Below are 21293 nucleotides of genomic sequence, written 5' to 3' on the forward strand. Positions count from 1 at the left end.
ACCCTGGAAAAATCCGAGTCTCAGGCCAGCTCGCCCTTAACCAGGGGCACAAAGCGTACGGCTTCCACGGTATCGATAATAAACTCGCCGCCGCGTCGACGAACGCGCTTTAAAAGCTGCTGCTCATCGCCGACGGGCAAAACAAGAATGCCGCCCTCGTCCAGCTGCGAGAGAAGTGCAGCGGGGATTTCAGGTGGCGCTGCCGTGACAATGATGGCGTCAAACGGGGCGCGAGCCTGCCAACCCTGCCATCCATCGCCGTGGCGTGTCGATACATTATGTAAATCAAGCTGTTTCAGGCGACGGCGCGCCTGCCACTGCAACCCTTTAATCCGTTCCACGGAACAGACATGGTGCACAAGGTGGGCCAGGATCGCGGTCTGATACCCTGAACCGGTGCCAATTTCCAGCACCCGGGAGTCTGGCGTTAACTCCAGAAGCTCCGTCATACGCGCCACCATGTAGGGCTGCGAAATCGTCTGGCCTTGCCCGATGGGCAGCGCCACGTTTTCCCACGCTTTGTGTTCAAACGCCTCATCTACAAACTTCTCACGGGGAACCTGGGCAAGCGCATCCAGCACCTGCTCGTTGGCAATCCCCTGTGCGCGTAATTGTTCCAGAAGAGTTTGTACACGTTTACTTACCATTGCGCGTTCACTCCGACCCGATCTAACCAGTCCGACACCACATCATGCGCGCTATAAGCGGTTAAATCTACGTGCAACGGCGTTACGGAAACGTAACCCTCATCCACCGCAGCGAAGTCGGTGTCTGGCCCGGCATCGCATTTATCTCCCGGCGGGCCGATCCAGTACAGGGTATTGCCACGCGGATCCTGCTGGGGAATAACCTGATCGGCCGGGTGGCGACTGCCGCAGCGCGTCACGCGGATCCCTTTAATCTCGTCCAGTGGGAGATCCGGCACGTTAATATTAAGGATACGTCCGGTACGCAGTGGCTCGCGGCCAAGCGCACGGAGAATGGAGCAGGTCACCGCGGCGGCAGTGTCATAGTGGGTGTGGCCGTTTAACGAGACCGCCAGCGCCGGGAAACCCAGGTGACGCCCTTCCATCGCCGCGGCCACGGTGCCGGAGTAAATCACATCATCGCCAAGATTTGGCCCCGCATTGATGCCGGAGACCACAACATCCGGCCGAGGGCGCATTAGCGCATTTACGCCCAGAAACACGCAGTCGGTCGGCGTCCCCATCTGGACGGCAATATCGCCATTCTCAAAGGTAAAGGTGCGAAGTGAAGACTCCAGCGTCAATGAGTTAGACGCGCCACTGCGGTTACGATCGGGAGCCACGACCTGCACATCCGCAAATTCGCGGAGGTGTTTCGCCAGCGTCTGAATACCTGGCGCATGGATCCCGTCATCGTTACTCAGCAATATTCGCATAATCACCCGACGTGTTGATAAGTTCCCTGACAACACTGGTGGCAAAGCTACCTGCCGGCAGCCAGAAGCGTAACTCGACGGTTACGTCATCCCACCAGTTCCAGCTCAACTGTTGCGGGTAGAGGAGCATCGCACGGCGCGCCGCCTCGACCTTTTCCCGCACCAGCAACGATTGTAATTCTGGCGCATCCGCCACCGCTGACTGCTCAGCGGCCAGCGCCTCGCCCTGGGTTCCCCAGTCGCCTGAACCCGGCAAGGCGGCGGTAATCATCAGCGTTTTAGCGTCCACGCGCGACTGGACATCGGCCATCTCATCGGCCGTTGCCACAAACCAGCTTCCGCGTCCCGCTAATTGTAGCGCATCGCCGACAACAACTTGATTCGCGTCCGGTTTTTTCAGCCGTTCGCTCACAATCTGATTAAACAACGCACTGCGGGCCGCCGACAACCAAAAACTGCGTTTATTACGATCGCGCACCGGTGCACCGCTTTGCGCCCAGCGCAGCGCACCCAGCAGGTTGCTGCCACCAATGCCAAAGCGCTGTGCGCCGAAATAGTTTGGCACGCCGCGTTCGTTAATGGCCTTCAGGCGTTTTTCAATGTCTTCGCGTTCGGTCACTTCGCGCAACACCAGAGTAAAGGCATTGCCTTTTAACGCTCCCAGACGCAATTTGCGTTTATGGCGGGCGTACTCCAGTACCTTACAGCCCTCAAGCTCAAATTTGCTTAAATCGGGCATGCCGTTGCCGGGCACGCGGGCGCAAAGCCACTGTTCGGTCACGGCATGTTTATCTTTTTGACCGGCAAAGCTCACTTCGCGGGCGTGAATATTGAGGAATTTTGCCAGCGCGTCCGCCACGAAGCGGGTGTTGCAGCCGTTTTTCAGAATGCGCACCAGGATGTGCTCGCCTTCGCCGTCCGGCTCAAAACCGAGATCTTCCACTACCACGAAATCTTCAGGGTTGGCTTTCAGCAGCCCCTTGCCCTGCGGTTCACCGTGCAGATACGTCAGGTTGTCGAAATCCGTCATTTGGCCGCCTTCACCAGCAGCGCCACGGCTTCACAGGCAATGCCTTCGCCACGACCGGTAAAGCCCAGCTTCTCCGTGGTGGTCGCTTTGACGTTGACGTCGTCCATATGGCAGCCCAGATCTTCAGCGATAAACACACGCATCTGAGGGATGTGCGGCAACATCTTCGGTGCCTGGGCAATGATCGTCACATCAACGTTGCCAAGGGTGTAGCCTTTGGCCTGAATACGACGCCAGGCTTCGCGCAGCAGTTCGCGGCTGTCTGCGCCTTTAAAAGCAGGATCGGTGTCCGGGAACAGTTTGCCAATGTCGCCCAGCGCGGCGGCACCCAGCAGCGCGTCGGTCAGCGCATGCAGCGCCACGTCGCCATCAGAATGCGCCAGCAGACCTTTTTCGTAAGGAATGCGCACGCCGCCAATGATAATTGGGCCAACGCCGCCAAAGGCGTGTACATCAAAACCGTGTCCAATACGCATTATGCCTTCTCCTGAGGGGTCGTACGGGTAAGATAAAATTCCGCGAGCTGTAAGTCTTCCGGGCGCGTCACTTTTATATTATCAGCGCGCCCTTCAACAAGCGTGGGGTGGAAACCGCAATACTCCAGCGCCGAGGCTTCGTCCGTAATGGTCGCACCTTCTTTAAGCGCACGCGTTAAGCAGTCGTGGAGTAATTCGCGGGGAAAAAATTGTGGCGTCAGCGCGTGCCATAGATCGACGCGCTCGACGGTGTGGGCAATCGCCGGTTTACCCGGTTCGGCACGCTTCATGGTGTCACGCACCGGGGCGGCCAGAATGCCGCCCACGTTACTGGTTTCGCTCAGGGCCAGCAGACGTGACAGATCGTCGTGATGCAGACAGGGACGCGCGGCATCGTGCACCAGCACCCACTGCGCGTTCCCAGCAGCCTGAATGCCCGCCAGAACGGAGTCAGCCCGCTCTGCGCCGCCGTCAACGACGGTAATCTGAGGGTGATTCGCCAGCGGGAGCTGAGCAAAACGTGCATCGCCGGGGCTGATGGCAATAACAACGCGTTTCACCCGAGAATGCGCCAGCAGCGCCGCCACGGCGTGCTCGAGGATCGTTTTATCGCCAATTGAGAGGTACTGCTTAGGACATTCTGTCTGCATGCGCCGGCCAAAACCTGCGGCCGGCACCACGGCACAGACGTCCGAAAAAGTTGCTGCCATGTCGTAATCCTGGGCCTGATTATCGATTGTTTTGTGCGGAGCCCTGATTGCGTTTAGACGCATCCGGAACCAGGCGATAAAACGTTTCGCCCGGCTTAGTCATACTGAGTTCATTGCGTGCGCGCTCCTCAATCGCCTCCTGGCCGCCATTGAGGTCATCAATTTCAGCAAAAAGTTGATCGTTACGCGCTTTAAGTTTGGCGTTTGTCGCCTGCTGTGCCGCGACGTCATCGCTCACCCGGCTGTAGTCGTGCAGTCCGTTTTTGCCGAACCACAGCGAATATTGCAGCCAGACCAGCAAAGCCAGCAACAGCAGCGTTAGTTTACCCATCCTGCCCCCTGAAAAAACGGCATCATCATCCCATAACTTTCCGCTGGACTCTACTGCGGGGTTTTAATTATGCCGTAAGTTAGCCCATCAGCCATAAAAACAGCAGGCCAAAGATGACCACAACGGTGGCGATAGTGATGAGCGTACTATACAGGAGCTTGCCGTTGAAAAGGGAGTGCAGCGCCACGCCCACAACCACCGCAACGGGCATCAGCGCCAAAAAGAAAGGCCAGGTATAGAGGAAGAAAAAGAGGGTGTTACCACCGTAGATCAAAAACGGGATACCCAGCGCCAGTAGCCACGACACAAAGCCGACTATCGCCCCAGGGAAGGACCAGGTCGTCTCGTCGTCGGTCGTTAACGGTTCCGACCCGGTGGTAATCATGTAGTTTTCACTGTTGCGCATAGCTAATCCTGTGACCGTGACTCATCGCTCGGGAAGACAGCTCCCGAACGATACCGTCTCAGGATCTGATAATATCGTCCCGTCTGAGCAGGTCTAATAATTGGCTTACTAAATTTGTTACCAATTGTTGACCTTCCAGCTGAATCTCAGGGGATTCAGGCGCTTCGTAAACGGAGTCAATGCCGGTGAAGTTTCGCAGCTCTCCCGCGCGGGCTTTTTTGTACAGCCCTTTAGGATCGCGCGCTTCGCAGATTGCCAGCGGGGTATCCACAAACACTTCAATAAAGCGATTCTGCCCCACGCGCTCACGCACCATCTGACGTTCGGCGCGGTGCGGTGAGATAAACGCCGTCAGCACCACCAGCCCGGCATCCGCCATCAGGCTGGCGACTTCCCCCACCCGACGAATGTTCTCTTTACGATCTTCATCGCTGAACCCTAAATCGCTGCACAGGCCGTGACGCACGTTGTCGCCGTCCAGCAGGTAGGTGCTCACCCCCTGCTGATGCAGCGCCTCTTCCAGTGCGCCTGCCACCGTGGATTTACCGGAGCCAGACAGCCCGGTAAACCACAGCACAACCCCACGGTGACCGTGGAGCTGTTCGCGCTGGGCGACGGTGACCGGATGAGGATGCCACACGACGTTCTCATCATGGGCGGCCATCACTTGCCTCCCAGCAGATCGCGTGCGCCCCAGTGCGGGAAGTGCTTACGCACCAGCGCGTTCAGTTCCAGCTCGAAGGCGCTGAACTCAGACGTCACGCTCGCCTGCGCGTCAGGCTCGCGCACCATGCCGGCACCGACGGTAACGTTAGTCAGGCGGTCAATGAAGATGAGCCCGCCCGTAACAGGGTTCTGCTGATACGGATCCAGCACCAGCGGCTCGTCGAAGGTCATATCCACCAGACCGATGCCGTTCAGCGGCAGCTCGCTCACGTCACGGTGGGTCAGGTTGTTGATGTCCACCTGGAACTGAATGCCGTCCACGCGGGCGCGGGTTTTCTTGCCGGCGATTTTAATGTCATAGCTCTGGCCTGCGGTCAGCGGCTGTTCCGCCATCCACACCACGTCCACGGATGCGCCCTGCACCGCCGCCAGCGTTTCCTGCGCGTCGACCAGCAGGTCGCCGCGGCTGATATCAATTTCGTCTTTCAGTACCAGGGTTACCGCTTCACCTGCTCCGGCTTCCTCCAGATCGCCATCAAAGGTGACGATTCGGGCAATGGCCGATTCCACACCGGACGGCAGCACCTTCACGCGCTGGCCCACTTTGACCGAGCCGGACGCAATGGTGCCCGAGAAGCCGCGGAAATCGAGGTTCGGACGGTTCACGTATTGCACCGGGAAGCGCATCGGCTGGGTATCAACCACGCGCTGAATTTCAACGGTTTCCAGCACTTCCAGCAGCGTCGGGCCGCTGTACCACGGCATGTTCCCGCTCTGAGAGGCGACGTTATCCCCTTCCAGCGCCGACAGCGGCACAAAGCGAATATCGAGGTTGCCCGGCAGCTGTTCAGCAAAGGTCAGGTAGCTCTGACGGATCTCGTCGAATCGCGCTTCGCTGTAGTCCACCAGATCCATTTTGTTCACCGCCACCACCAGATGTTTGATCCCCAGCAGCGTAGAGATAAAGCTGTGACGACGAGTCTGATCCAGCACACCTTTACGGGCGTCAATCAGCAGGATCGCCAGATCACAGGTGGACGCGCCGGTCGCCATGTTACGGGTGTACTGCTCGTGCCCCGGGGTGTCGGCGATAATAAATTTGCGCTTTTCGGTAGAGAAGTAGCGATAGGCGACATCAATGGTAATGCCCTGCTCGCGCTCCGCCTGCAAGCCGTCTACCAGCAGCGCCAGGTCGAGTTTTTCGCCCTGGGTGCCGTGGCGTTTACTGTCATTGTGCAGGGAAGAGAGCTGATCTTCGTAGATCTGGCGCGTGTCGTGCAGCAGACGTCCTATCAGGGTACTTTTCCCGTCATCCACGCTGCCGCAGGTCAGGAAACGCAGCAGACTTTTGTACTGTTGGGCGTGCAGATAAGCTTCTACGCCGCCTTCATCGGCAATTTGTTGGGCAATAGTCGTATTCATGGCGGCTCCTTAGAAATAACCCTGACGTTTCTTCAGCTCCATGGAGCCTGCCTGGTCGCGGTCAATCACGCGCCCCTGTCGCTCACTGGTAGTCGACACCAGCATCTCCTCGATGATCTCCGGCAGCGTCTGCGCACTGGATTCCACCGCGCCGGTCAACGGCCAGCAGCCGAGAGTACGGAAACGGACCATCTGTTTTTTGATCACTTCGCCCGGCTGTAAATCAATGCGATCGTCGTCGATCATCATCAGCATGCCGTCGCGCTCCAGCACCGGGCGCTCGGCCGCCAGATACAGCGGAACGATCTCAATATTTTCCAGATAGATATACTGCCAGATATCCAGCTCGGTCCAGTTGGAGAGCGGGAAGACGCGAATGCTTTCGCCCTTGTTGATCTGGCCGTTGTAGTTGTGCCACAGCTCCGGACGCTGGTTTTTCGGGTCCCAGCGGTGGAAGCGGTCGCGGAAAGAGTAGATACGCTCTTTGGCGCGGGATTTCTCTTCGTCACGGCGCGCGCCGCCGAAGGCCGCATCAAAACCGTATTTATTCAGCGCCTGCTTCAGCCCTTCGGTTTTCATGATGTCGGTATGCTTGGCGCTGCCGTGCACGAACGGGTTGATACCCATCGCCACCCCTTCCGGGTTTTTGTGCACCAGCAGCTCGCAGCCGTAGGCTTTGGCGGTACGGTCACGAAACTCGTACATCTCGCGGAATTTCCAGCCGGTATCCACGTGCAGCAGCGGGAACGGCAGCGTACCCGGATAAAACGCTTTACGCGCCAGGTGCAGCATGACGCTGGAATCTTTACCGATGGAGTACATCATCACCGGGTTAGAAAACTCGGCGGCCACTTCGCGGATAATGTGGATACTTTCCGCTTCGAGCTGCCGCAGGTGAGTAAGTCGTTTTTGGTCCATAACCGTTCCTTAAGCCAAATTTATAACAGAAGCGCCAAAGCCTTCTGTGTCGGTTGTGTGTTGGAACCAGGCGAGCGTGCTGTGCAGCTGCACCACTTCTCCCACCACAATCAGGGCGGGCATTGGGGCGTCTTTCGCCAGGGTTGCAAGGTCTTGTAAAGTGCCGATGGCGACATGCTGATCGACGCGTGTCCCGCGGGAGATCACCGCTACCGGCGTCGCCGCATCGCGACCGTGCTGAATAAGCTGTTCGCTGATGTCTGCCGCTTTCATCGTGCCCATATAAATCGCCAGCGTTTGCCGGCTCTGGGCGAGATGCGACCAGTCAAACGGCGTACTGTCGGCTTTATAGTGCCCGGTCACAAAGGTCACGCTCTGGGCGTAATCGCGATGGGTCAGCGGAATACCGGCGTAGGCCGTGACGGCAGACGCCGCCGTAATGCCGGGAACCACCTGGAACGGGACGCCCGCTTCGGCTGCCGCCTGCAACTCCTCGCCACCACGACCGAAGATAAACGGATCGCCCCCTTTCAGGCGCACCACGGTTTTGCCCGCTTTCGCAGCGGCAATCAGCATTTGATTGGTGTCGTGCTGCGGCACGGAGTGCTCGCCGGCACGTTTGCCGACGCAGATTTGCTCCGCGTCACGGCGGATCAGCTCGCGAATACCGTCGGTGACCAGGTGGTCGTAGAACACGACATCCGCATCCTGAAGAACCTGGAGGCCACGCAGCGTGAGCAGCCCGGCATCGCCCGGCCCGGCGCCCACCAGAATGATCTCCCCGCCCGTACTGCCGGGGTTATCCAGTTCGTCTTCGAGGATTTGTTGCGCCGCCGTCTCGTTACCGGCCTGCATCAGGCTGGCAAAGCGGCCGCGAAACACACGCTCCCAGAAGCGACGGCGTTCCGTCACGCTGGTCAGACGCGTTTTCAGATGGTTGCGCCAGTAGCTGGCCTTCTCCGCCATACGTCCGAGGCTGGTCGGCAGCAGCGCTTCGATTTTTTCTCTCAGCACGCGCGCCAGCACCGGGGCGGTGCCGCCGGAGGAGATCGCCACCAGCAGCGGCGAGCGGTCGACAATCGACGGGAAGATAAATGAACATAACGGCTGGTCGTCTACCACGTTCACCAGGCGGTGACGGGCCTGGGCTGCGTCGGAGATTCGGCTGTTGAGCGCCCGATCTTCGGTTGCCGCAATCACCAGTACCACGCTGTCGATCTGAGACTCTGCAAAATCCGCCTCTGCAACGATCTGCACCTGCGCCCCGGCGCGTTGCAGGAAGGCGATTTTGCGATCGGCAATTTCACCCGTCCCGACAACCAATACCGGTCGGTCTTTTAAGGCAGCAAAAAGGGGGAGATAGTCCACAGGCAACAACTCACTAACAACCACGAATAAAGGGACTATAGGGGGCGGCTTAGATCGAATGAAATTACGAATTGGAATGAGTAGTTACTCAATGGAATAACGCCGTGGAAAAGCAAATATCAAAAAGTGCTTAACACGCGAAATTTCGGGCATTTAAGAGCAATTCAAATTGTGTCTACCCGATCACAGTTTCATACTATGCGGGTTAAAATTTTGCTCTGTTTTTAAGGACTCACTATGTTTTCCGCAATGCGCCACCGATTCGTTGCCCTGGCGCTCGGCGTTTGCTTTATCCTTCCGGCTCAGGCAAAAAATCCATCTTACGGTGAAATAGCCAGTATGCAGGCGCGGCATATTGCGACGGTCTTTCCGGGCCGTATGACCGGAACCCCAGCCGAGATGCTCTCGGCAGACTATATTCGTCAGCAGTTTGCGGATATGGGCTATGAAAGCGACATTCGCGCTTTCCACAGCCGCTACATCTATACCACTCGCAATAAAACGCAAAACTGGCATAACGTAACCGGCAGCACGGTCATTGCGGCGCACGAAGGAAAGGCGGCTGAGCAGATTATTATTATGGCGCACCTTGATACCTACACGCCGTTGAGCGATGCCGATGTCGATAATAATCTCGGCGGGCTGACGCTTCAGGGACTGGATGATAATGCGGCGGGTCTGGGCGTGATGCTTGAGCTGGCCGAACGCCTGAAGAATATTCCGACGAAATACAGCATTCGCTTTGTTGCGACCAGCGGCGAAGAAGAAGGAAAACTCGGCGCTGAGAATCTCCTTAAGCGCATGAGCGCTGAGGAGAAGAAAAATACGTTGCTGGTGATTAACCTCGATAATCTGATCGTGGGGGATAAGCTCTATTTTAATAGCGGACAGAGCACGCCGAGCAGCGTACGTAAACTCACCCGCGACCGCGCGCTGGCGCTTGCCCGCACGCATGGCGTCTATGCCGCGACAAATCCGGGCGGTAACCCGGAGTATCCTAAAGGCACAGGCTGCTGTAATGACGGTGAAGTGTTTGATAAGGCGGGCATTCCGGTGCTGTACGTCGAGGCGACGAACTGGGCGCTGGGCAAAAAAGATGGCTATCAGCAGCGCAGCAAATCGAAAGCGTTCCCGGACGGGACCAGCTGGCATGATGTGCGGCTGGATAATCAGCAGCACATTGATAAAGCGCTGCCGCAGCGGATTGAGCACCGCAGCCGGGATGTCGTTAAAGTGATGCTGCCGCTGGTGAAGGAGCTGGCGAAAGCGGGGAAAGCCTGAGGCCGTTAAGCATAGTACGGCCTTATGCCCTCACCCCAACCCTCTCCCACGGGGCTGAGGGTTCCCCACAAAATAATGCCTGCACAGACGGCCCCCTCTCCCTTGAGGGAGAGGGCTGGGGTGAGGGGGAACATACGGCTCTGGTGGTCATTCCGTTCACTTTATGTTCCTTGCTACTCTGTCACGACATGACCGGTGAACGTGCCAGGGTGGCTCAGTCGCCACCACCCTGGCGACCCGGGCTTCCGGCGGAAAATCGCCGCTTCGCGGTGCCTTCGGCTCATTCCTTCCGGCTTATCGGGGACGGGCGGAGGTAACATCCCTGTAAAGCCCGCCCTCTCGGCGCATCCCTGCGCCTCGCCCCGGCCTACAGGAAACGCCTCAGCGATTTACAGCCGGACCGAGGCATCGCTGAAAGCCCTCAGTTATTCTGAGGCAACGTTATCGCTTTTGCTTTCAAATTACTGGGGAACCCTCTACCCACGGAGAGAGGGAGAATTAAGCCTTTGTAGGCCCGGTAAGCGCAGCGCCACCGGGCGAAAAAACATTACCCTTCGTGCAGCCCGCACTCGCGCTTCAGCCCGAAGAATCGCGTCTCTTCTTCCGCCATTCCCGGTTCCCATTTACGCGTGGTGTGGGTGTCGCCTACCGACAGGTAGCCTTGATCCCACAGCGGATGGTACTTCAGCCCGTGCTTTTGCAGATACTGGTACACCGTGCGGTTATCCCAGTCGATGATCGGCAGCACTTTGAACACGCCGCGCTGCACCGCCAGCACCGGCAGCGTTGCCCGGCTCCCGGACTGCTCGCGGCGCAGGCCCGCAAACCAGGTCTGAGCGTTCAGTTCTTTTAGCGCCCGGTTCATCGGCTCGACCTTGTTGATCTCATTGTATTTCTCAATGCCCTCAACGCCCTGCTCCCACAGCTTGCCGTAACGCGCCTCCTGCCAGGCCGCGCTTTCCGTCGCACTGTAGACTTTCAGGTTCAGCCTGAGCTTATCCGTCAGCTCGTCGATAAACTGATAGGTCTCCGGGAACAGATAGCCGGTATCGGTGAGGATCACCGGAATGTCCGGACGGATCTGATTCACCAGATGCAGACTGACCGCCGCCTGAATGCCAAAGCTCGACGAAAGCACATAGTCTCCCGGCAGGTTTTCCAGCGCCCACGCCACACGCCCTTCGGCGTCCAGCTTTTCCAGTTGGGCGTTAGTTTCTGCGAGTGCCAGAATGCGTTCGACTTTTGGCAATGCGTTAAGCGCGTTTAGATCGAGTACGGACATAATTACCTCTCGTGGTTACTCCCAGAAATCCCTTGCGGGATCGAGCACCGGGCGAATGATGCCCGCACGTACCGTAAAGTCGCCGAAGCCTTCACCCGCTTCGCGCTCTTTCGCCCAGCGTCCGATAAGCACGTCGAGGGAATCGAGAATTTCCGGCTCGGTGATGTTCTCGCGGAACATACGCGGAATACGCGTCCCGATACGGTTACCGCCCAGGTGCAGGTTATAGCGACCCGGCGCTTTCCCTACCAGACCGAGTTCGGCCAGCATCGCGCGGCCGCAGCCGTTCGGGCAGCCCGTCACGCGCATAACAATATGCTCGTCCGGAATACCATGTTTTTCCAGAATCGCTTCCACTTTATCAGTGAAGGACGGCAGGAAACGCTCGGCTTCGGCCATCGCCAGCGGACAGGTCGGGAACGACACGCAGGCCATCGAGTTTTCACGCTGCACGCTCACCGCATTCATCAACCCGTGCTCGCGGGCCAGCTCTTCAATTCTCGCCTTTTCGCTTTCCGGCACGCTGGCGACGATCAGGTTCTGGTTAGCGGTGATACGGAACTCGCCTTTGTGGATCTTCGCGATTTCCAGCAGGCCGGTTTTCAGCGGACGGCCCGGATAATCAAGAATACGGCCGTTTTCGATAAACAGCGTCAGGTGCCATTTATTATCGATACCTTTAACCCAGCCGATGCGATCGCCGCGACCGGTAAATTCGTAAGGGCGGATCGGCTCAAACTTGATGCCCGCGCGACGCTCCACTTCTTCTTTGAACGTCTCGACGCCTACGCGCTCCAGAGTGTATTTGGTTTTCGCATTTTTACGGTCGGTACGGTTACCCCAGTCGCGCTGGGTAGTAACCACCGCCTCAGCCACAGCCAGCGTGTGCTCCAGCGGCAGGAAGCCGAACTCGCTCGCGGTGCGGGCGTAGGTTTTCTTGTTCCCATGCTCAATGGACAAACCGCCGCCCACCAGCAGGTTAAAGCCGACCAGCTTGCCGTTTTCGGCAATCGCCACGAAGTTCATGTCGTTGGCGTGCAGGTCGATATCGTTCTGCGGCGGGATCACCACCGTGGTTTTGAACTTACGCGGCAGGTAGGTCTGACCGAGGATCGGCTCTTCATCGGTGGTGGCGACTTTCTCCTGATCGAGCCAGATCTCCGCATAGGCGCGGGTACGTGGCAGCAGATGTTCGGAGATTTTTTTCGCCCACTCGTACGCTTCGGCGTGCAGTTCGGACTCGTACGGATTCGAGGTGCAAAGCACGTTACGGTTCATGTCGTTGGCGGTCGCCAGCGCGTCCAGACCCACGGAGTGCAGCATCTGGTGAACCGGCTTGACGTTCTTCTTCAGAATGCCGTGGAACTGGAAGGTCTGACGGTTGGTCAGACGAATGCTGCCGTAAATCGTGTTGTCATGGGCAAACTTGTCGATCGCCTGCCACTGTTTGGTGGTGATGATGCCACCCGGCAGACGACAGCGCAGCAGCATCGCGTGACGCGGCTCCAGCTTCTGCTCGGCACGTTCGGCGCGGATATCGCGGTCGTCCTGCTGGTACATACCGTGGAAACGGATCAGCAGGAAGTTGTCGCCTTTGAAACCGCCGGTCAGGCCGTCATTTAAATCTTCGGCAATGGTACCGCGCAGGTAGTTGCTCTCTACCTTCATGCGCTCGGCATCAGACAGTTTGCCTTCGACCACCAGTGGGCCAGGATGTTTTTCGCTCATTAGTAGACATCTCGCTGATAACGGCGCTCTACGCGCAGCTCACTTAAAAATTCATCCGCCGTTTCGGCATCCATACCGCCGAATTCGGCAATCACTTCCAGCAGTGCCTGCTCAACGTCTTTCGCCATGCGATTGGCGTCGCCGCAGACATAAATGTGGGCACCGTCATTGATCCAGCGCCACAGCTCTGCGCCCTGTTCGCGCAGTTTGTCTTGTACGTATACTTTTTCTTTCTGGTCACGAGACCAGGCCAGATCGATGCGGGTCAGCACACCCTCTTTGACGTAGCGCTGCCATTCAACCTGGTAGAGGAAATCCTCGGTAAAATGCGGGTTGCCGAAGAACAGCCAGTTTTTACCCGGTGCCTCGTCCGCTGCACGCTGCTGCATAAAGGCGCGGAACGGTGCGATGCCGGTGCCCGGGCCAATCATGATCACCGGCGTTTCCGGGTTCGCCGGCAGACGGAAGTTGTCGTTGTGCTCGATAAAGACGCGCACCTCGCCCTCTTCTTCCACGCGGTCGGCCAGGAAGCCCGAGGCCCCGCCCGCCCGCGCGCGGCCTTCGATGTCGTAACGCACCACGCCAACGGTGATGTGGACTTCGTTTTCCACTTCCGCCTGTGAGGAGGCGATGGAGTAAAGACGCGGCGTCAGTGGACGCAGCAGGCCGATCAGCGCGTCGGCATCCAGCTGTGCCGGTGAGAAACGCACCATATCGACAATCGGCGTTGTCGCCGCGTATTGCTGTAACTTCGCCTTATCCCCAACCAGCGGAAGGAGCGATTCGCTGCGGGTTAAGGTGGCGTAGTTTTCAACGATGTTGGCGGTGTTCACCGTCAGCTCGAAATGCCACTGAAGCGCCTCAGAGAGCGGTAAGGTTTTACCCTCCACCTGGACCGGCTCCGTGCCTTTCAGCCACAGCAGTTCGACCAGCTCTTTCACCAGCGCCGGATCGTTCTGATACCAGACGCCCAGCGCATCGCCAGGCTGATAACGCAGGCCGGAGTCACCGAGATCGATTTCGATATGGCGCACGTCTTTTTCCGAATCACGGCCCGTGATTTTCTGGTTTACCGACAGGGTCGCCGTCAGCGGCGCCTCTTTCGTGTAAGGGCTGGTGTGGATTTCGTTGACGGTGCCCGCTGCGGTAACGGCGGCCTGCGCTGGCGTCTCTTTCGGGACGCGGGCCTTCAGCACCTCAACGATGCGCGCCCGCCATTCGGCGGCGGCGGCCTGGTATTCGACATCAGCGTCTACGCGATCCAGCAGGCGCTCTGCACCCAGCTCCGCCAGCTTGCTGTCGAAATCTTTACCGGACTGGCAGAAAAATTCATAGGACGTGTCACCGAGGCCGAAGACGGCAAAGGCGGTGCCCTCGAGCTTTGGCGCTTTTTTCGAGAACAGGAACTTATGCAGCGCGACGGCTTCTTCCGCAGGCTCGCCTTCGCCCTGCGTTGACGCCACCACCACCAGCAGTTTTTCTGACGCGATCTGTTTGAATTTATAATCCCCGGCGTTGACCAGGTTAACGTTCAGCTTCGCGGCGAGCAGGTCATCACGCAGCGCTTCGGCCACACGACGGGCATTACCCGTTTGCGAAGCGGAGATAAGCGTGATGGCAGGAATTTCAACGGCCGTTGGCGGGACGCCAGCCACAGCACCCGGCTGCTGGTTCAGCATTCCCCAGAAATAGCCGGAGACCCAGGCGAGCTGGGTGGGTGAAAAATCGGAAGTCGCGGCCTGGAGGCGCGCCAGTTGCTCCGGGTTAAGGGGAAGCAAATTTGAAGGTGGGGCCTGTGTTGTCATGCGTCGTTATGTTCCAGTAGCAAAGCGGACTTTAAGCGAATAAATCCAAACTGAAGATAAGGTTAACGGCGGGGATAATAACAATTAAAGAAGGGATGGAAATAATAAATAACCAAATGGACTAACCTGTTTTAGTTATCGTTCTTAACGATAAAAGCGATTAAACAACTATCTGAAATAAAACAACAAAAGTCGATAAACACCATGAATACGAGGCGTTGACCGTTCAGAGCCGTTTTAGTTAATGATAAAAATTGTGCTTTCCGGTACTATGCGGCGGTTTTTTCCGCATTCCTGAGAGCTATGATGTCCACCACACTGTTTAAAGATTTCACCTTCGAAGCCGCACACCACCTTCCACACGTTCCTGCCGGGCACAAATGTGGCCGCCTGCATGGACACTCGTTTATGGTGCGTCTTGAAATCACCGGTGAAGTCGATCCCCATACGGGCTGGATCATGGACTTTGCCGAACTGAAGGCCGCGTTTAAGCCGACCTACGATCGTCTCGATCACTACTATCTGAATGATATTCCGGGCCTTGAAAACCCGACCAGCGAGGTGCTGGCGAAATGGATTTGGGATCAGATGAAACCGCTGGTCCCGCTGCTGAGCGCGGTGATGATCAAAGAGACCTGCACGGCAGGCTGCGTCTACCGCGGGGAGTGAATCTCCTCCGTTTCGGCCTCACGAGGCACGAGCGGCGTAAACTCGTAGAGCACCAGCGCATTACTCTCCAGTGATTCACTCAGTTGCCAGCCGTCATAAAGGCGTTCATCGCGTACGGAAAGCGTTGGACGCGCTTTATGCGCTATCCAGCGCCACATCTCTTCATCAGGGCCGCTTTCGCTGCCAACCCCTTCAAGCAACGGATAGAGCGCGCCGTTGTGCTGATCAAACAGATGACATTTAATTCGCCATTTACCGCGCATTCCCTTCAGGTGTAAATGATACTGCTGGCGAAAACGCTGGATGAAGGCTTCTTCACTGGATAGGAGCGGATTAAAAACCACCACATTACGCAGCAACAGCTGATAACCATTGCGATGGCGCGTAAGCAGGACACGCTTATCATTGACCAGCACCTCGCCCCGCAGACGTTGCCAGAGCCAGAGTACCCAATAAACCGGACGCGGCAGACCATGGTTATACTGTAGCGCAAGGCTTGAGGTATCGATGGTGTTGTTCGCACGGGCTTCTCCCTGAAGGCCCGAATTGAGCCAGAATCCCGCCAGCCAGACCTGCTCCGAAAGCCCGAGCAGGTTCTGCATCAGCAGCGCCCCACGAAAAAACCAGCCGTTTGTCGCCCGCGTGTTGCCGGTGAGGGTATTCCAGGAGAGAAGCCAGACGGGAAGCGAACATTTTCGCAGGCGAAGGTCAGCGAGGATCTGGCGGACCTTCAGTATCGGATAATTTTCCGTTGAGGAGAGAGGGGTTACCTCCAGCTGCGCGGGATCGAGAAGTTCATTGGCATCGGCAGAGCAGGCAAGAAAATCGGCCTGCATCAGGATGTCTGAACTGAACAGGGTATCGTCGCTTACGCCCGCGCTGACGGGGGCAAATCGGTGCCATAAACCAAACTTTGCCTGCGGAAGATAAGTTCGTATTGCCTTTTGCTGGGCCAGCCAGACCTGCTCCCGGGTCTCCTCACTCGCCTGTGTTGACCAGTGCATGACGAAGTGCCAGCCCGCGGTGATTTCTGGCGAAAAATGATTAACCGACTGTTGTAAAAAGCGGGTGAGAAGATCGCGACGGGTGGTTACGCCGGTGTGCAGTAGCACCGTCCACTGCTTTTTTGCCAGCCAGGTGAAGAGCTGATGCAGATTGTACCAGCAGGCGTAGCCCGCCATCTGGGGGTCATCCCACCCGGTAGCAAACAGACGACTGCTGAGAAAAGGTTCGGCGATATCAATTCCCTCAATGGGAATGGCCTCATTTATCGCCTCCAGATTTTGTCGAACGTCCTCACGGAGCAAATCGTCGAGCTCACGCAGGGTAATGACCACCCGCATACGGCGCAGCGAGGCAGAAAGAGGATTGAGCTGCTCAAGATCCAGTCTCTGCTCCTGCTGCGGGTGAACGACGAGCGGCGAGGCTCCCCAACCGCGCGCCACCGGTTCATTGAGCAGGCTAAACAGCTTGTCCACGGCGACCGGATAGCGCTGCTCACGCCTGTCCGTCCGAATACGTGCCGCCTCCGGGTGCTGGCGTCGGGCCTTACGAAACTCACCCGGAGACATATTGTGAACACGCCTGAACCGATCGCTCATCATGCGCGTGCTGGCGAAACCCTGCTCAAGCGCAATCTGGTGCAGCGGTCGGTTCGTCAGCCGGAGAGCGTCGGCCGCCTTTTCCAGCCGCAGGCGGGTGATGTACTGCATGAAACTGATCCCCACCTCCTTGCGAAAGAGACGAGAGAGCCAGGCTTCAGAAACATATTCACTCGCGGCGATTTCCGCAAGCGTAATACGGCGGGAATAACTGGCATTGATCCGCTCTATCACCCGGGCGATGCGTTTGCTGTGCGCTGAGGAAAGTTCCCGGGACAGCATACGGGCGGGCTGTTGAAAGCGGCTGGTCAGCAACAGCAAAATCTCGCTCAGCCAGCGGTACGCCTCCAGCCGGTAGCGGTGCGGGTCGTTGATGAGGGTGACCACAAGAAGCTGGCGCAGCAGATCGCGAAGCGCATCGCACTGGGGCCAGACGCCTCCGGCTTCTGCCGGTACAGCATAATCATGGGCAAAAAAATCATTGCAGAGCTGGACGACCCAGCGCCCGGAAAGGGTTACGCGCAGGGTGACATTTGCCGTTTCGCTCGTGAACTGCCAGCGCCGATGACGGTTTATGATGGCAAGGGTATTGGCCTCCAGGATGTCACGTCCCGCATCGGTGTTCAGCTCTGCCCGCCCTTCCAGCACCCAGAGCAACGTTAGCGTATCGCCTTCATCCTCCACGCAGTGGCGAATGTCCTGAATCTCTATCCAAAATTCATCTCCCCGTTGCGCCATCTTACCCCTCATCAAAGACAAATAATGACCTGCTCTTTTTTGTCATAACTGAATTGTATGAAAAACAATCAAAATAAAGCCGTCGCTTTACAACAAAAAAATGCATTTTCAGGCGGGACGATCGTCATAGACTCGAAATTATCATCGTTTGGCAGAAAAAGGATAACAAAAATGACACATCCAATTATCGAAGCTCTGCGTGGCAACGAAGCTCGGTTCACTGAATTACGGCGCTATTTTCATCAGCATCCTGAAATTGGTTTTGAGGAGCACAACACGAGCGATCGCGTTGCTGCGCTGCTTCAGGAATGGGGATATGAGGTTCATCGCGGGCTGGCGAAAACCGGTGTGGTCGGCACACTGAAGGTGGGTAACGGGCATAAACGCCTGGGCCTGCGCGCCGATATGGATGCGCTGCCAATGCAGGAAAACAACGGCAAGGCGTGGAGCAGTACCGTTGAGGGTAAATTCCACGGCTGCGGTCATGACGGCCACACCACAACGCTCCTGTATGCAGCGGAGTACCTGGCACGCACCCGTAATTTTAACGGCACGCTGCACCTTATTTTTCAGCCCGCGGAAGAACTTCTGTATGGCGGACGCGTTATGGTAGAGGACGGTTTGTTTGACCTGTTCCCCTGCGACCACATCTTTGGTCTGCACAATATGCCGTCACAGCCCCTCGGAAAAATTGGTCAGCGCGATGGCGCCATGATGGCCTCTTCCGACACTCTTCATATTGAGGTTAACGGCGTGGGGGGTCACGGCGCGGTGCCAGAACATACCGTTGACGCCACCCTGGTTGCCTGTCATATCACTATCGCGTTGCAGTCGATTGTTTCGCGCAACATTACCCCCTTCCAGCCAGCCGTCGTTACCGTAGGCAGCATTCAGGCCGGGCACGCCCCCAACATTATCAACGACAAAGTATTGATGAAACTTACCGTGCGCACGCTGGATGAACGCGTGCGGCAAACCGTGCTACAGCGTATCCATGATATCGCCGTTGCACAGGCGGAAAGTTTCAATGCGACGGCCACCATTCGACACATTAACGGCAGCCCGGTACTGAAAAACAATCCGCAAGCCAATGAGATGGTGCGCAACGTCGCCACCGATCTGTTCGGTCAGGATTCCGTCGCGGAGGTGAATGCGTTTATGGGCAGCGAAGACTTTGCTTTCATGCTCGAGAAAAATCCCAATGGATGCTATTTCACCCTTGGCGCCGGCGATGAGCCGGACCGCTGCATGGTACATAACCCGGGTTACGACTTTAACGACAACATTCTCCTCACCGGCGCGGCGCTGTGGGCCGCACTGACCGAACACTATCTGCGCTGATTCGCACCTTCCCGGGAGGGCTGCACTATGAGTACCGTTTCCCTGACAGGCGCATCCGCCTACGCCGGTAACGATCGGCTGCTGGCGGGTATCGTCATGAGCGTTCTGACATTCTGGCTGTTTGCCCAGTCGGTTATCAACGTGGTTCCGGCCATGCAGAATAGCCTCGATATTGCCCTCGAAACCCTTACGCTGGCCGTCAGCCTGAGCGCATTGTTCAGCGGCTGTTTTGTCGTTGCCTGCGGTGGGTTTGCCGATAAGTTTGGGCGCATGCGACTGACCATGATTGGCCTGATCCTGAGCATGATCGGGAGTGGTCTGCTGTTCATTTCATGGGAGCCCGTCCTGTTTCTGTTGGGAAGAGCGATACAGGGGCTATCAGCGGCCTGCATCATGCCCGCCACGCTGGCGCTGATTAAGACCTGGTATGACGGTAAAGCACGCCAGCGGGCCATCAGCTTTTGGGTTATCGGCTCCTGGGGCGGCAGTGGCCTGAGCTCGTTTGTGGGAGGCGCCATCGCTACCACGCTGGGCTGGCGCTGGATATTTATTTTCTCCATGGTGGTGGCTCTGGCCGCGCTATTGCTTATCCGCGCCACCCCGGAAAGCCGCAGCCCTGATGCGTGTCGACACAAACTGGATATCAGCGGCCTGGTGAGTTTTGTCCTTATGCTGGTGCTGTTCAATCTGTTTATCAGCAAAGGACACAGCTGGGGCTGGAGCAGCAGTTTATCGCTTCTTGTACTGTGTGGAGCCGTGATTGCACTGATGTGCTTTGTCGTTACCGGGCGGCGAAAAGGCGATGCGGCGCTGATCGATTTCGCCCTGTTTAAAAACCGGGCCTATAGCGCCTCGGTATTCTCAAATTTCCTGCTCAACGGCTGCATTGGCACCATGATGATCGCCAGCATCTGGTTGCAGCAAGGCCATCATCTGTCACCACTACAGACAGGCATGATGACGCTGGGGTATCTGGTTACCGTACTGGCGATGATCCGGGTGGGTGAAAAACTGCTTCAGCGCTATGGCGCCAGGCTGCCGATGATGACCGGCCCGCTGCTGACCGCAACAGGTATTTCGCTGATTTCATGCACCTTCTTAAGCAAAGAGGTCTACATTGTTACCGTTTTTCTGAGCAATATTTTATTCGGGCTGGGGCTCGGATGTTACGCCACGCCCTCAACGGACACGGCGGTAATGAATGCCCCTGAAAACAAAGTGGGGGTGGCTTCAGGGATCTATAAGATGGGCAGTTCCCTGGGCGGCGCAATGGGTATCGCGGTCACCGCATCGCTGTACGCGCTATGGCTGCCGATGGGAACGGCCAGTGCCGCGCAGTATGCCTTGCTTTTCAACAGTGCGATTTGCCTTGGGTCGGCAGTCGTGACCTGGGCTTTACTGCCAACAACAAAAGCCCCGCGTTAAGCGGGGCCACAAAAGTATCAGGCAATGTTCAGATATTTGTGCGTCTGCATCGACAGCCGCCAGTTGCGGGCGATACAGGTTTCAATGCACAGACGGGTCGCATCGTCTTTCTGGCTGATAGGCTGTAGCGCGATCACGCGCTGCTTTTCGTCCGTCAGCGTCGCCAGCAGTTCGTCCAGCGCTTCGATGTCACGCACGCGCCCCACCGGATGTTTGATCTCATCAGCACGCTCAAGCGCCTGCGATAGTACGTCATACCCGCCGCGCATATTCACTTTCGGTGAAACCGTTACCCACGTTGAATGGGAGCAGCGCACTTCATGGGTACCGCTGGTTTCAATCTGACAGCTATAGCCGTTCTTCTCGAGCAGTTCGGTGAGCGGCATCAGATCGTGAATGCAGGGTTCCCCGCCGGTGATCACCACGTGCCGCGCCGTCCAGCCCTGACGACCAATAATGGCAAGCAGATCTTCCGCGCTGCCCGCGCCCCATTTATCGCTCTCTTTGGTTTTCGCCAGAATGCTGAACAGCGACACTTCCCGATCTGCGAGCTTATCCCACGTATGTTTGGTATCACACCAGGCGCAGCCAACCGGGCATCCCTGTAAACGAATAAAGATAGCGGGAACGCCGGTAAAGTAACCCTCGCCTTGAAGGGTCTGGAACATCTCGTTAATCGGGTACTGCATAGTCA

The 21293-nt window shown here is 57.2% G+C and carries 20 protein-coding genes; 4 read left to right on the forward strand and 16 right to left on the reverse strand.

The features are described from left to right. Positions 1-20: 20 nt before the first annotated feature. The 11 genes from SK53_RS12340 to cysG all read right to left on the reverse strand — a co-directional run bounded on the left by SK53_RS12340 (position 21) and on the right by cysG (position 8729). Positions 21-647, reverse strand: coding sequence for a protein-L-isoaspartate(D-aspartate) O-methyltransferase (locus tag SK53_RS12340; protein WP_015571709.1), 627 nt, complete (start codon positions 645-647; stop codon positions 21-23). Beyond that, positions 641-1402: a 5'/3'-nucleotidase SurE gene (gene surE / locus SK53_RS12345; RefSeq protein ID WP_017382816.1), complete on the reverse strand. Its 762-nt coding sequence runs from the start codon at positions 1400-1402 to the stop codon at positions 641-643. Before surE ends, SK53_RS12340 begins: the two co-directional genes overlap by 7 nt. Then, positions 1383-2432 (reverse strand): tRNA pseudouridine(13) synthase TruD, encoded by a 1050-nt coding sequence (gene truD, locus SK53_RS12350; RefSeq protein ID WP_048209531.1) that lies wholly within the window; start codon positions 2430-2432, stop codon positions 1383-1385. Before truD ends, surE begins: the two co-directional genes overlap by 20 nt. Next, positions 2429-2908 (reverse strand): 2-C-methyl-D-erythritol 2,4-cyclodiphosphate synthase, encoded by a 480-nt coding sequence (gene ispF / locus SK53_RS12355; protein WP_003862097.1) that lies wholly within the window; start codon positions 2906-2908, stop codon positions 2429-2431. Before ispF ends, truD begins: the two co-directional genes overlap by 4 nt. Beyond that, positions 2908-3618 carry a 2-C-methyl-D-erythritol 4-phosphate cytidylyltransferase gene (gene ispD, locus SK53_RS12360; RefSeq protein WP_022651774.1) on the reverse strand — a complete coding sequence of 237 codons (711 nt, stop codon included), beginning with the start codon at positions 3616-3618 and terminating at the stop codon, positions 2908-2910. Before ispD ends, ispF begins: the two co-directional genes overlap by 1 nt. A gap of 19 nt (positions 3619-3637) precedes the next feature. Further along, a complete protein-coding gene (gene ftsB, locus SK53_RS12365) occupies positions 3638-3949 on the reverse strand; it encodes a cell division protein FtsB (RefSeq protein WP_003862095.1) in 312 nt (103 codons plus the stop codon). 79 nt (positions 3950-4028) lie between these two features. Continuing rightward, on the reverse strand, positions 4029-4355 hold the full coding sequence (locus SK53_RS12370) for a DUF3561 family protein (RefSeq protein ID WP_006811767.1): 327 nt from the start codon (positions 4353-4355) through the stop codon (positions 4029-4031). Between the two features lie 58 nt (positions 4356-4413). Further along, on the reverse strand, positions 4414-5019 hold the full coding sequence (gene cysC / locus SK53_RS12375) for an adenylyl-sulfate kinase (protein ID WP_022651775.1): 606 nt from the start codon (positions 5017-5019) through the stop codon (positions 4414-4416). Next, complete coding sequence (gene cysN, locus SK53_RS12380) at positions 5019-6443, reverse strand: sulfate adenylyltransferase subunit CysN (RefSeq protein ID WP_045331308.1); 1425 nt, start codon at positions 6441-6443, stop codon at positions 5019-5021. Before cysN ends, cysC begins: the two co-directional genes overlap by 1 nt. 9 nt (positions 6444-6452) lie before the next feature. Next, complete coding sequence (gene cysD / locus SK53_RS12385; protein WP_006811770.1) at positions 6453-7361, reverse strand: sulfate adenylyltransferase subunit CysD; 909 nt, start codon at positions 7359-7361, stop codon at positions 6453-6455. A 9-nt stretch (positions 7362-7370) separates the two neighbouring features. Beyond that, positions 7371-8729 carry a siroheme synthase CysG gene (gene cysG / locus SK53_RS12390; protein WP_022651777.1) on the reverse strand — a complete coding sequence of 453 codons (1359 nt, stop codon included), beginning with the start codon at positions 8727-8729 and terminating at the stop codon, positions 7371-7373. Positions 8730-8966: 237 nt separating this feature from the next. Between cysG and SK53_RS12395 the strand changes: the two genes are divergently transcribed. Then, positions 8967-10010 (forward strand): aminopeptidase, encoded by a 1044-nt coding sequence (locus tag SK53_RS12395; protein WP_023314743.1) that lies wholly within the window; start codon positions 8967-8969, stop codon positions 10008-10010. 547 nt (positions 10011-10557) lie between these two features. On the opposite strand, the gene cysH is transcribed toward SK53_RS12395, so the two are convergent. The 3 genes from cysH to cysJ are packed head-to-tail and all read right to left on the reverse strand — an operon-like array spanning position 10558 to position 14825. Next, positions 10558-11292: a phosphoadenosine phosphosulfate reductase gene (gene cysH / locus SK53_RS12400; protein ID WP_048209533.1), complete on the reverse strand. Its 735-nt coding sequence runs from the start codon at positions 11290-11292 to the stop codon at positions 10558-10560. A 15-nt stretch (positions 11293-11307) separates the two neighbouring features. Next, the gene (gene cysI / locus SK53_RS12405; RefSeq protein WP_045337392.1) at positions 11308-13020 is read right to left on the reverse strand and encodes an assimilatory sulfite reductase (NADPH) hemoprotein subunit; all 1713 of its coding nucleotides are present in this window, start codon (positions 13018-13020) and stop codon (positions 11308-11310) included. Continuing rightward, complete coding sequence (cysJ, locus tag SK53_RS12410) at positions 13020-14825, reverse strand: NADPH-dependent assimilatory sulfite reductase flavoprotein subunit (protein ID WP_003862698.1); 1806 nt, start codon at positions 14823-14825, stop codon at positions 13020-13022. Before cysJ ends, cysI begins: the two co-directional genes overlap by 1 nt. Before the next feature lie 303 nt (positions 14826-15128). Here cysJ and queD point away from each other — a divergent pair, with 303 nt between their 5' ends. Then, positions 15129-15494, forward strand: a complete 366-nt coding sequence (gene queD / locus SK53_RS12415; RefSeq protein WP_006811776.1) for a 6-carboxytetrahydropterin synthase QueD — start codon at positions 15129-15131, stop codon at positions 15492-15494. On the opposite strand, the gene SK53_RS12420 is transcribed toward queD, so the two are convergent. Beyond that, positions 15479-17833, reverse strand: a complete 2355-nt coding sequence (locus SK53_RS12420) for a helix-turn-helix domain-containing protein (protein WP_048209534.1) — start codon at positions 17831-17833, stop codon at positions 15479-15481. The genes queD and SK53_RS12420 overlap by 16 nt on opposite strands. A gap of 171 nt (positions 17834-18004) precedes the next feature. Between SK53_RS12420 and SK53_RS12425 the strand changes: the two genes are divergently transcribed. Next, positions 18005-19174, forward strand: a complete 1170-nt coding sequence (locus SK53_RS12425; protein ID WP_048209535.1) for a M20 aminoacylase family protein — start codon at positions 18005-18007, stop codon at positions 19172-19174. Between the two features lie 27 nt (positions 19175-19201). Next, positions 19202-20599 (forward strand): MFS transporter, encoded by a 1398-nt coding sequence (locus SK53_RS12430; protein WP_045343916.1) that lies wholly within the window; start codon positions 19202-19204, stop codon positions 20597-20599. 17 nt (positions 20600-20616) lie between these two features. Here SK53_RS12430 and queE read toward each other — a convergent pair whose 3' ends face one another. Beyond that, positions 20617-21288, reverse strand: coding sequence for a 7-carboxy-7-deazaguanine synthase QueE (gene queE / locus SK53_RS12435; RefSeq protein WP_006811780.1), 672 nt, complete (start codon positions 21286-21288; stop codon positions 20617-20619). Positions 21289-21293 lie beyond the last annotated feature (5 nt).

The organism is Enterobacter sp. MGH119 (genome assembly GCF_001037675.1).
Lineage (GTDB): Bacteria > Pseudomonadota > Gammaproteobacteria > Enterobacterales > Enterobacteriaceae > Enterobacter > Enterobacter hormaechei_C.

Excerpts from the sequence above, each read along its gene's own strand:
- ispD (WP_022651774.1), bottom strand. The coding sequence starts at position 3,618 with ATGGCAGCAACTTTTTCGGACGTCTGTGCCGTGGTGCCGGCCGCAGGT.
- queD (WP_006811776.1), top strand. The coding sequence starts at position 15,129 with ATGATGTCCACCACACTGTTTAAAGATTTCACCTTCGAAGCCGCACAC.
- SK53_RS12370 (WP_006811767.1), bottom strand. The coding sequence starts at position 4,355 with ATGCGCAACAGTGAAAACTACATGATTACCACCGGGTCGGAACCGTTA.
- surE (WP_017382816.1), bottom strand. The coding sequence starts at position 1,402 with ATGCGAATATTGCTGAGTAACGATGACGGGATCCATGCGCCAGGTATT.
- queE (WP_006811780.1), bottom strand. The coding sequence starts at position 21,288 with ATGCAGTACCCGATTAACGAGATGTTCCAGACCCTTCAAGGCGAGGGT.
- cysJ (WP_003862698.1), bottom strand. The coding sequence starts at position 14,825 with ATGACAACACAGGCCCCACCTTCAAATTTGCTTCCCCTTAACCCGGAG.
- ftsB (WP_003862095.1), bottom strand. The coding sequence starts at position 3,949 with ATGGGTAAACTAACGCTGCTGTTGCTGGCTTTGCTGGTCTGGCTGCAA.
- cysC (WP_022651775.1), bottom strand. The coding sequence starts at position 5,019 with ATGGCCGCCCATGATGAGAACGTCGTGTGGCATCCTCATCCGGTCACC.
- ispF (WP_003862097.1), bottom strand. The coding sequence starts at position 2,908 with ATGCGTATTGGACACGGTTTTGATGTACACGCCTTTGGCGGCGTTGGC.
- SK53_RS12340 (WP_015571709.1), bottom strand. The coding sequence starts at position 647 with ATGGTAAGTAAACGTGTACAAACTCTTCTGGAACAATTACGCGCACAG.
- SK53_RS12420 (WP_048209534.1), bottom strand. The coding sequence starts at position 17,833 with ATGGCGCAACGGGGAGATGAATTTTGGATAGAGATTCAGGACATTCGC.
- cysH (WP_048209533.1), bottom strand. The coding sequence starts at position 11,292 with ATGTCCGTACTCGATCTAAACGCGCTTAACGCATTGCCAAAAGTCGAA.
- SK53_RS12425 (WP_048209535.1), top strand. The coding sequence starts at position 18,005 with ATGACACATCCAATTATCGAAGCTCTGCGTGGCAACGAAGCTCGGTTC.
- SK53_RS12430 (WP_045343916.1), top strand. The coding sequence starts at position 19,202 with ATGAGTACCGTTTCCCTGACAGGCGCATCCGCCTACGCCGGTAACGAT.
- SK53_RS12395 (WP_023314743.1), top strand. The coding sequence starts at position 8,967 with ATGTTTTCCGCAATGCGCCACCGATTCGTTGCCCTGGCGCTCGGCGTT.
- cysN (WP_045331308.1), bottom strand. The coding sequence starts at position 6,443 with ATGAATACGACTATTGCCCAACAAATTGCCGATGAAGGCGGCGTAGAA.
- cysI (WP_045337392.1), bottom strand. The coding sequence starts at position 13,020 with ATGAGCGAAAAACATCCTGGCCCACTGGTGGTCGAAGGCAAACTGTCT.
- cysD (WP_006811770.1), bottom strand. The coding sequence starts at position 7,361 with ATGGACCAAAAACGACTTACTCACCTGCGGCAGCTCGAAGCGGAAAGT.
- truD (WP_048209531.1), bottom strand. The coding sequence starts at position 2,432 with ATGACGGATTTCGACAACCTGACGTATCTGCACGGTGAACCGCAGGGC.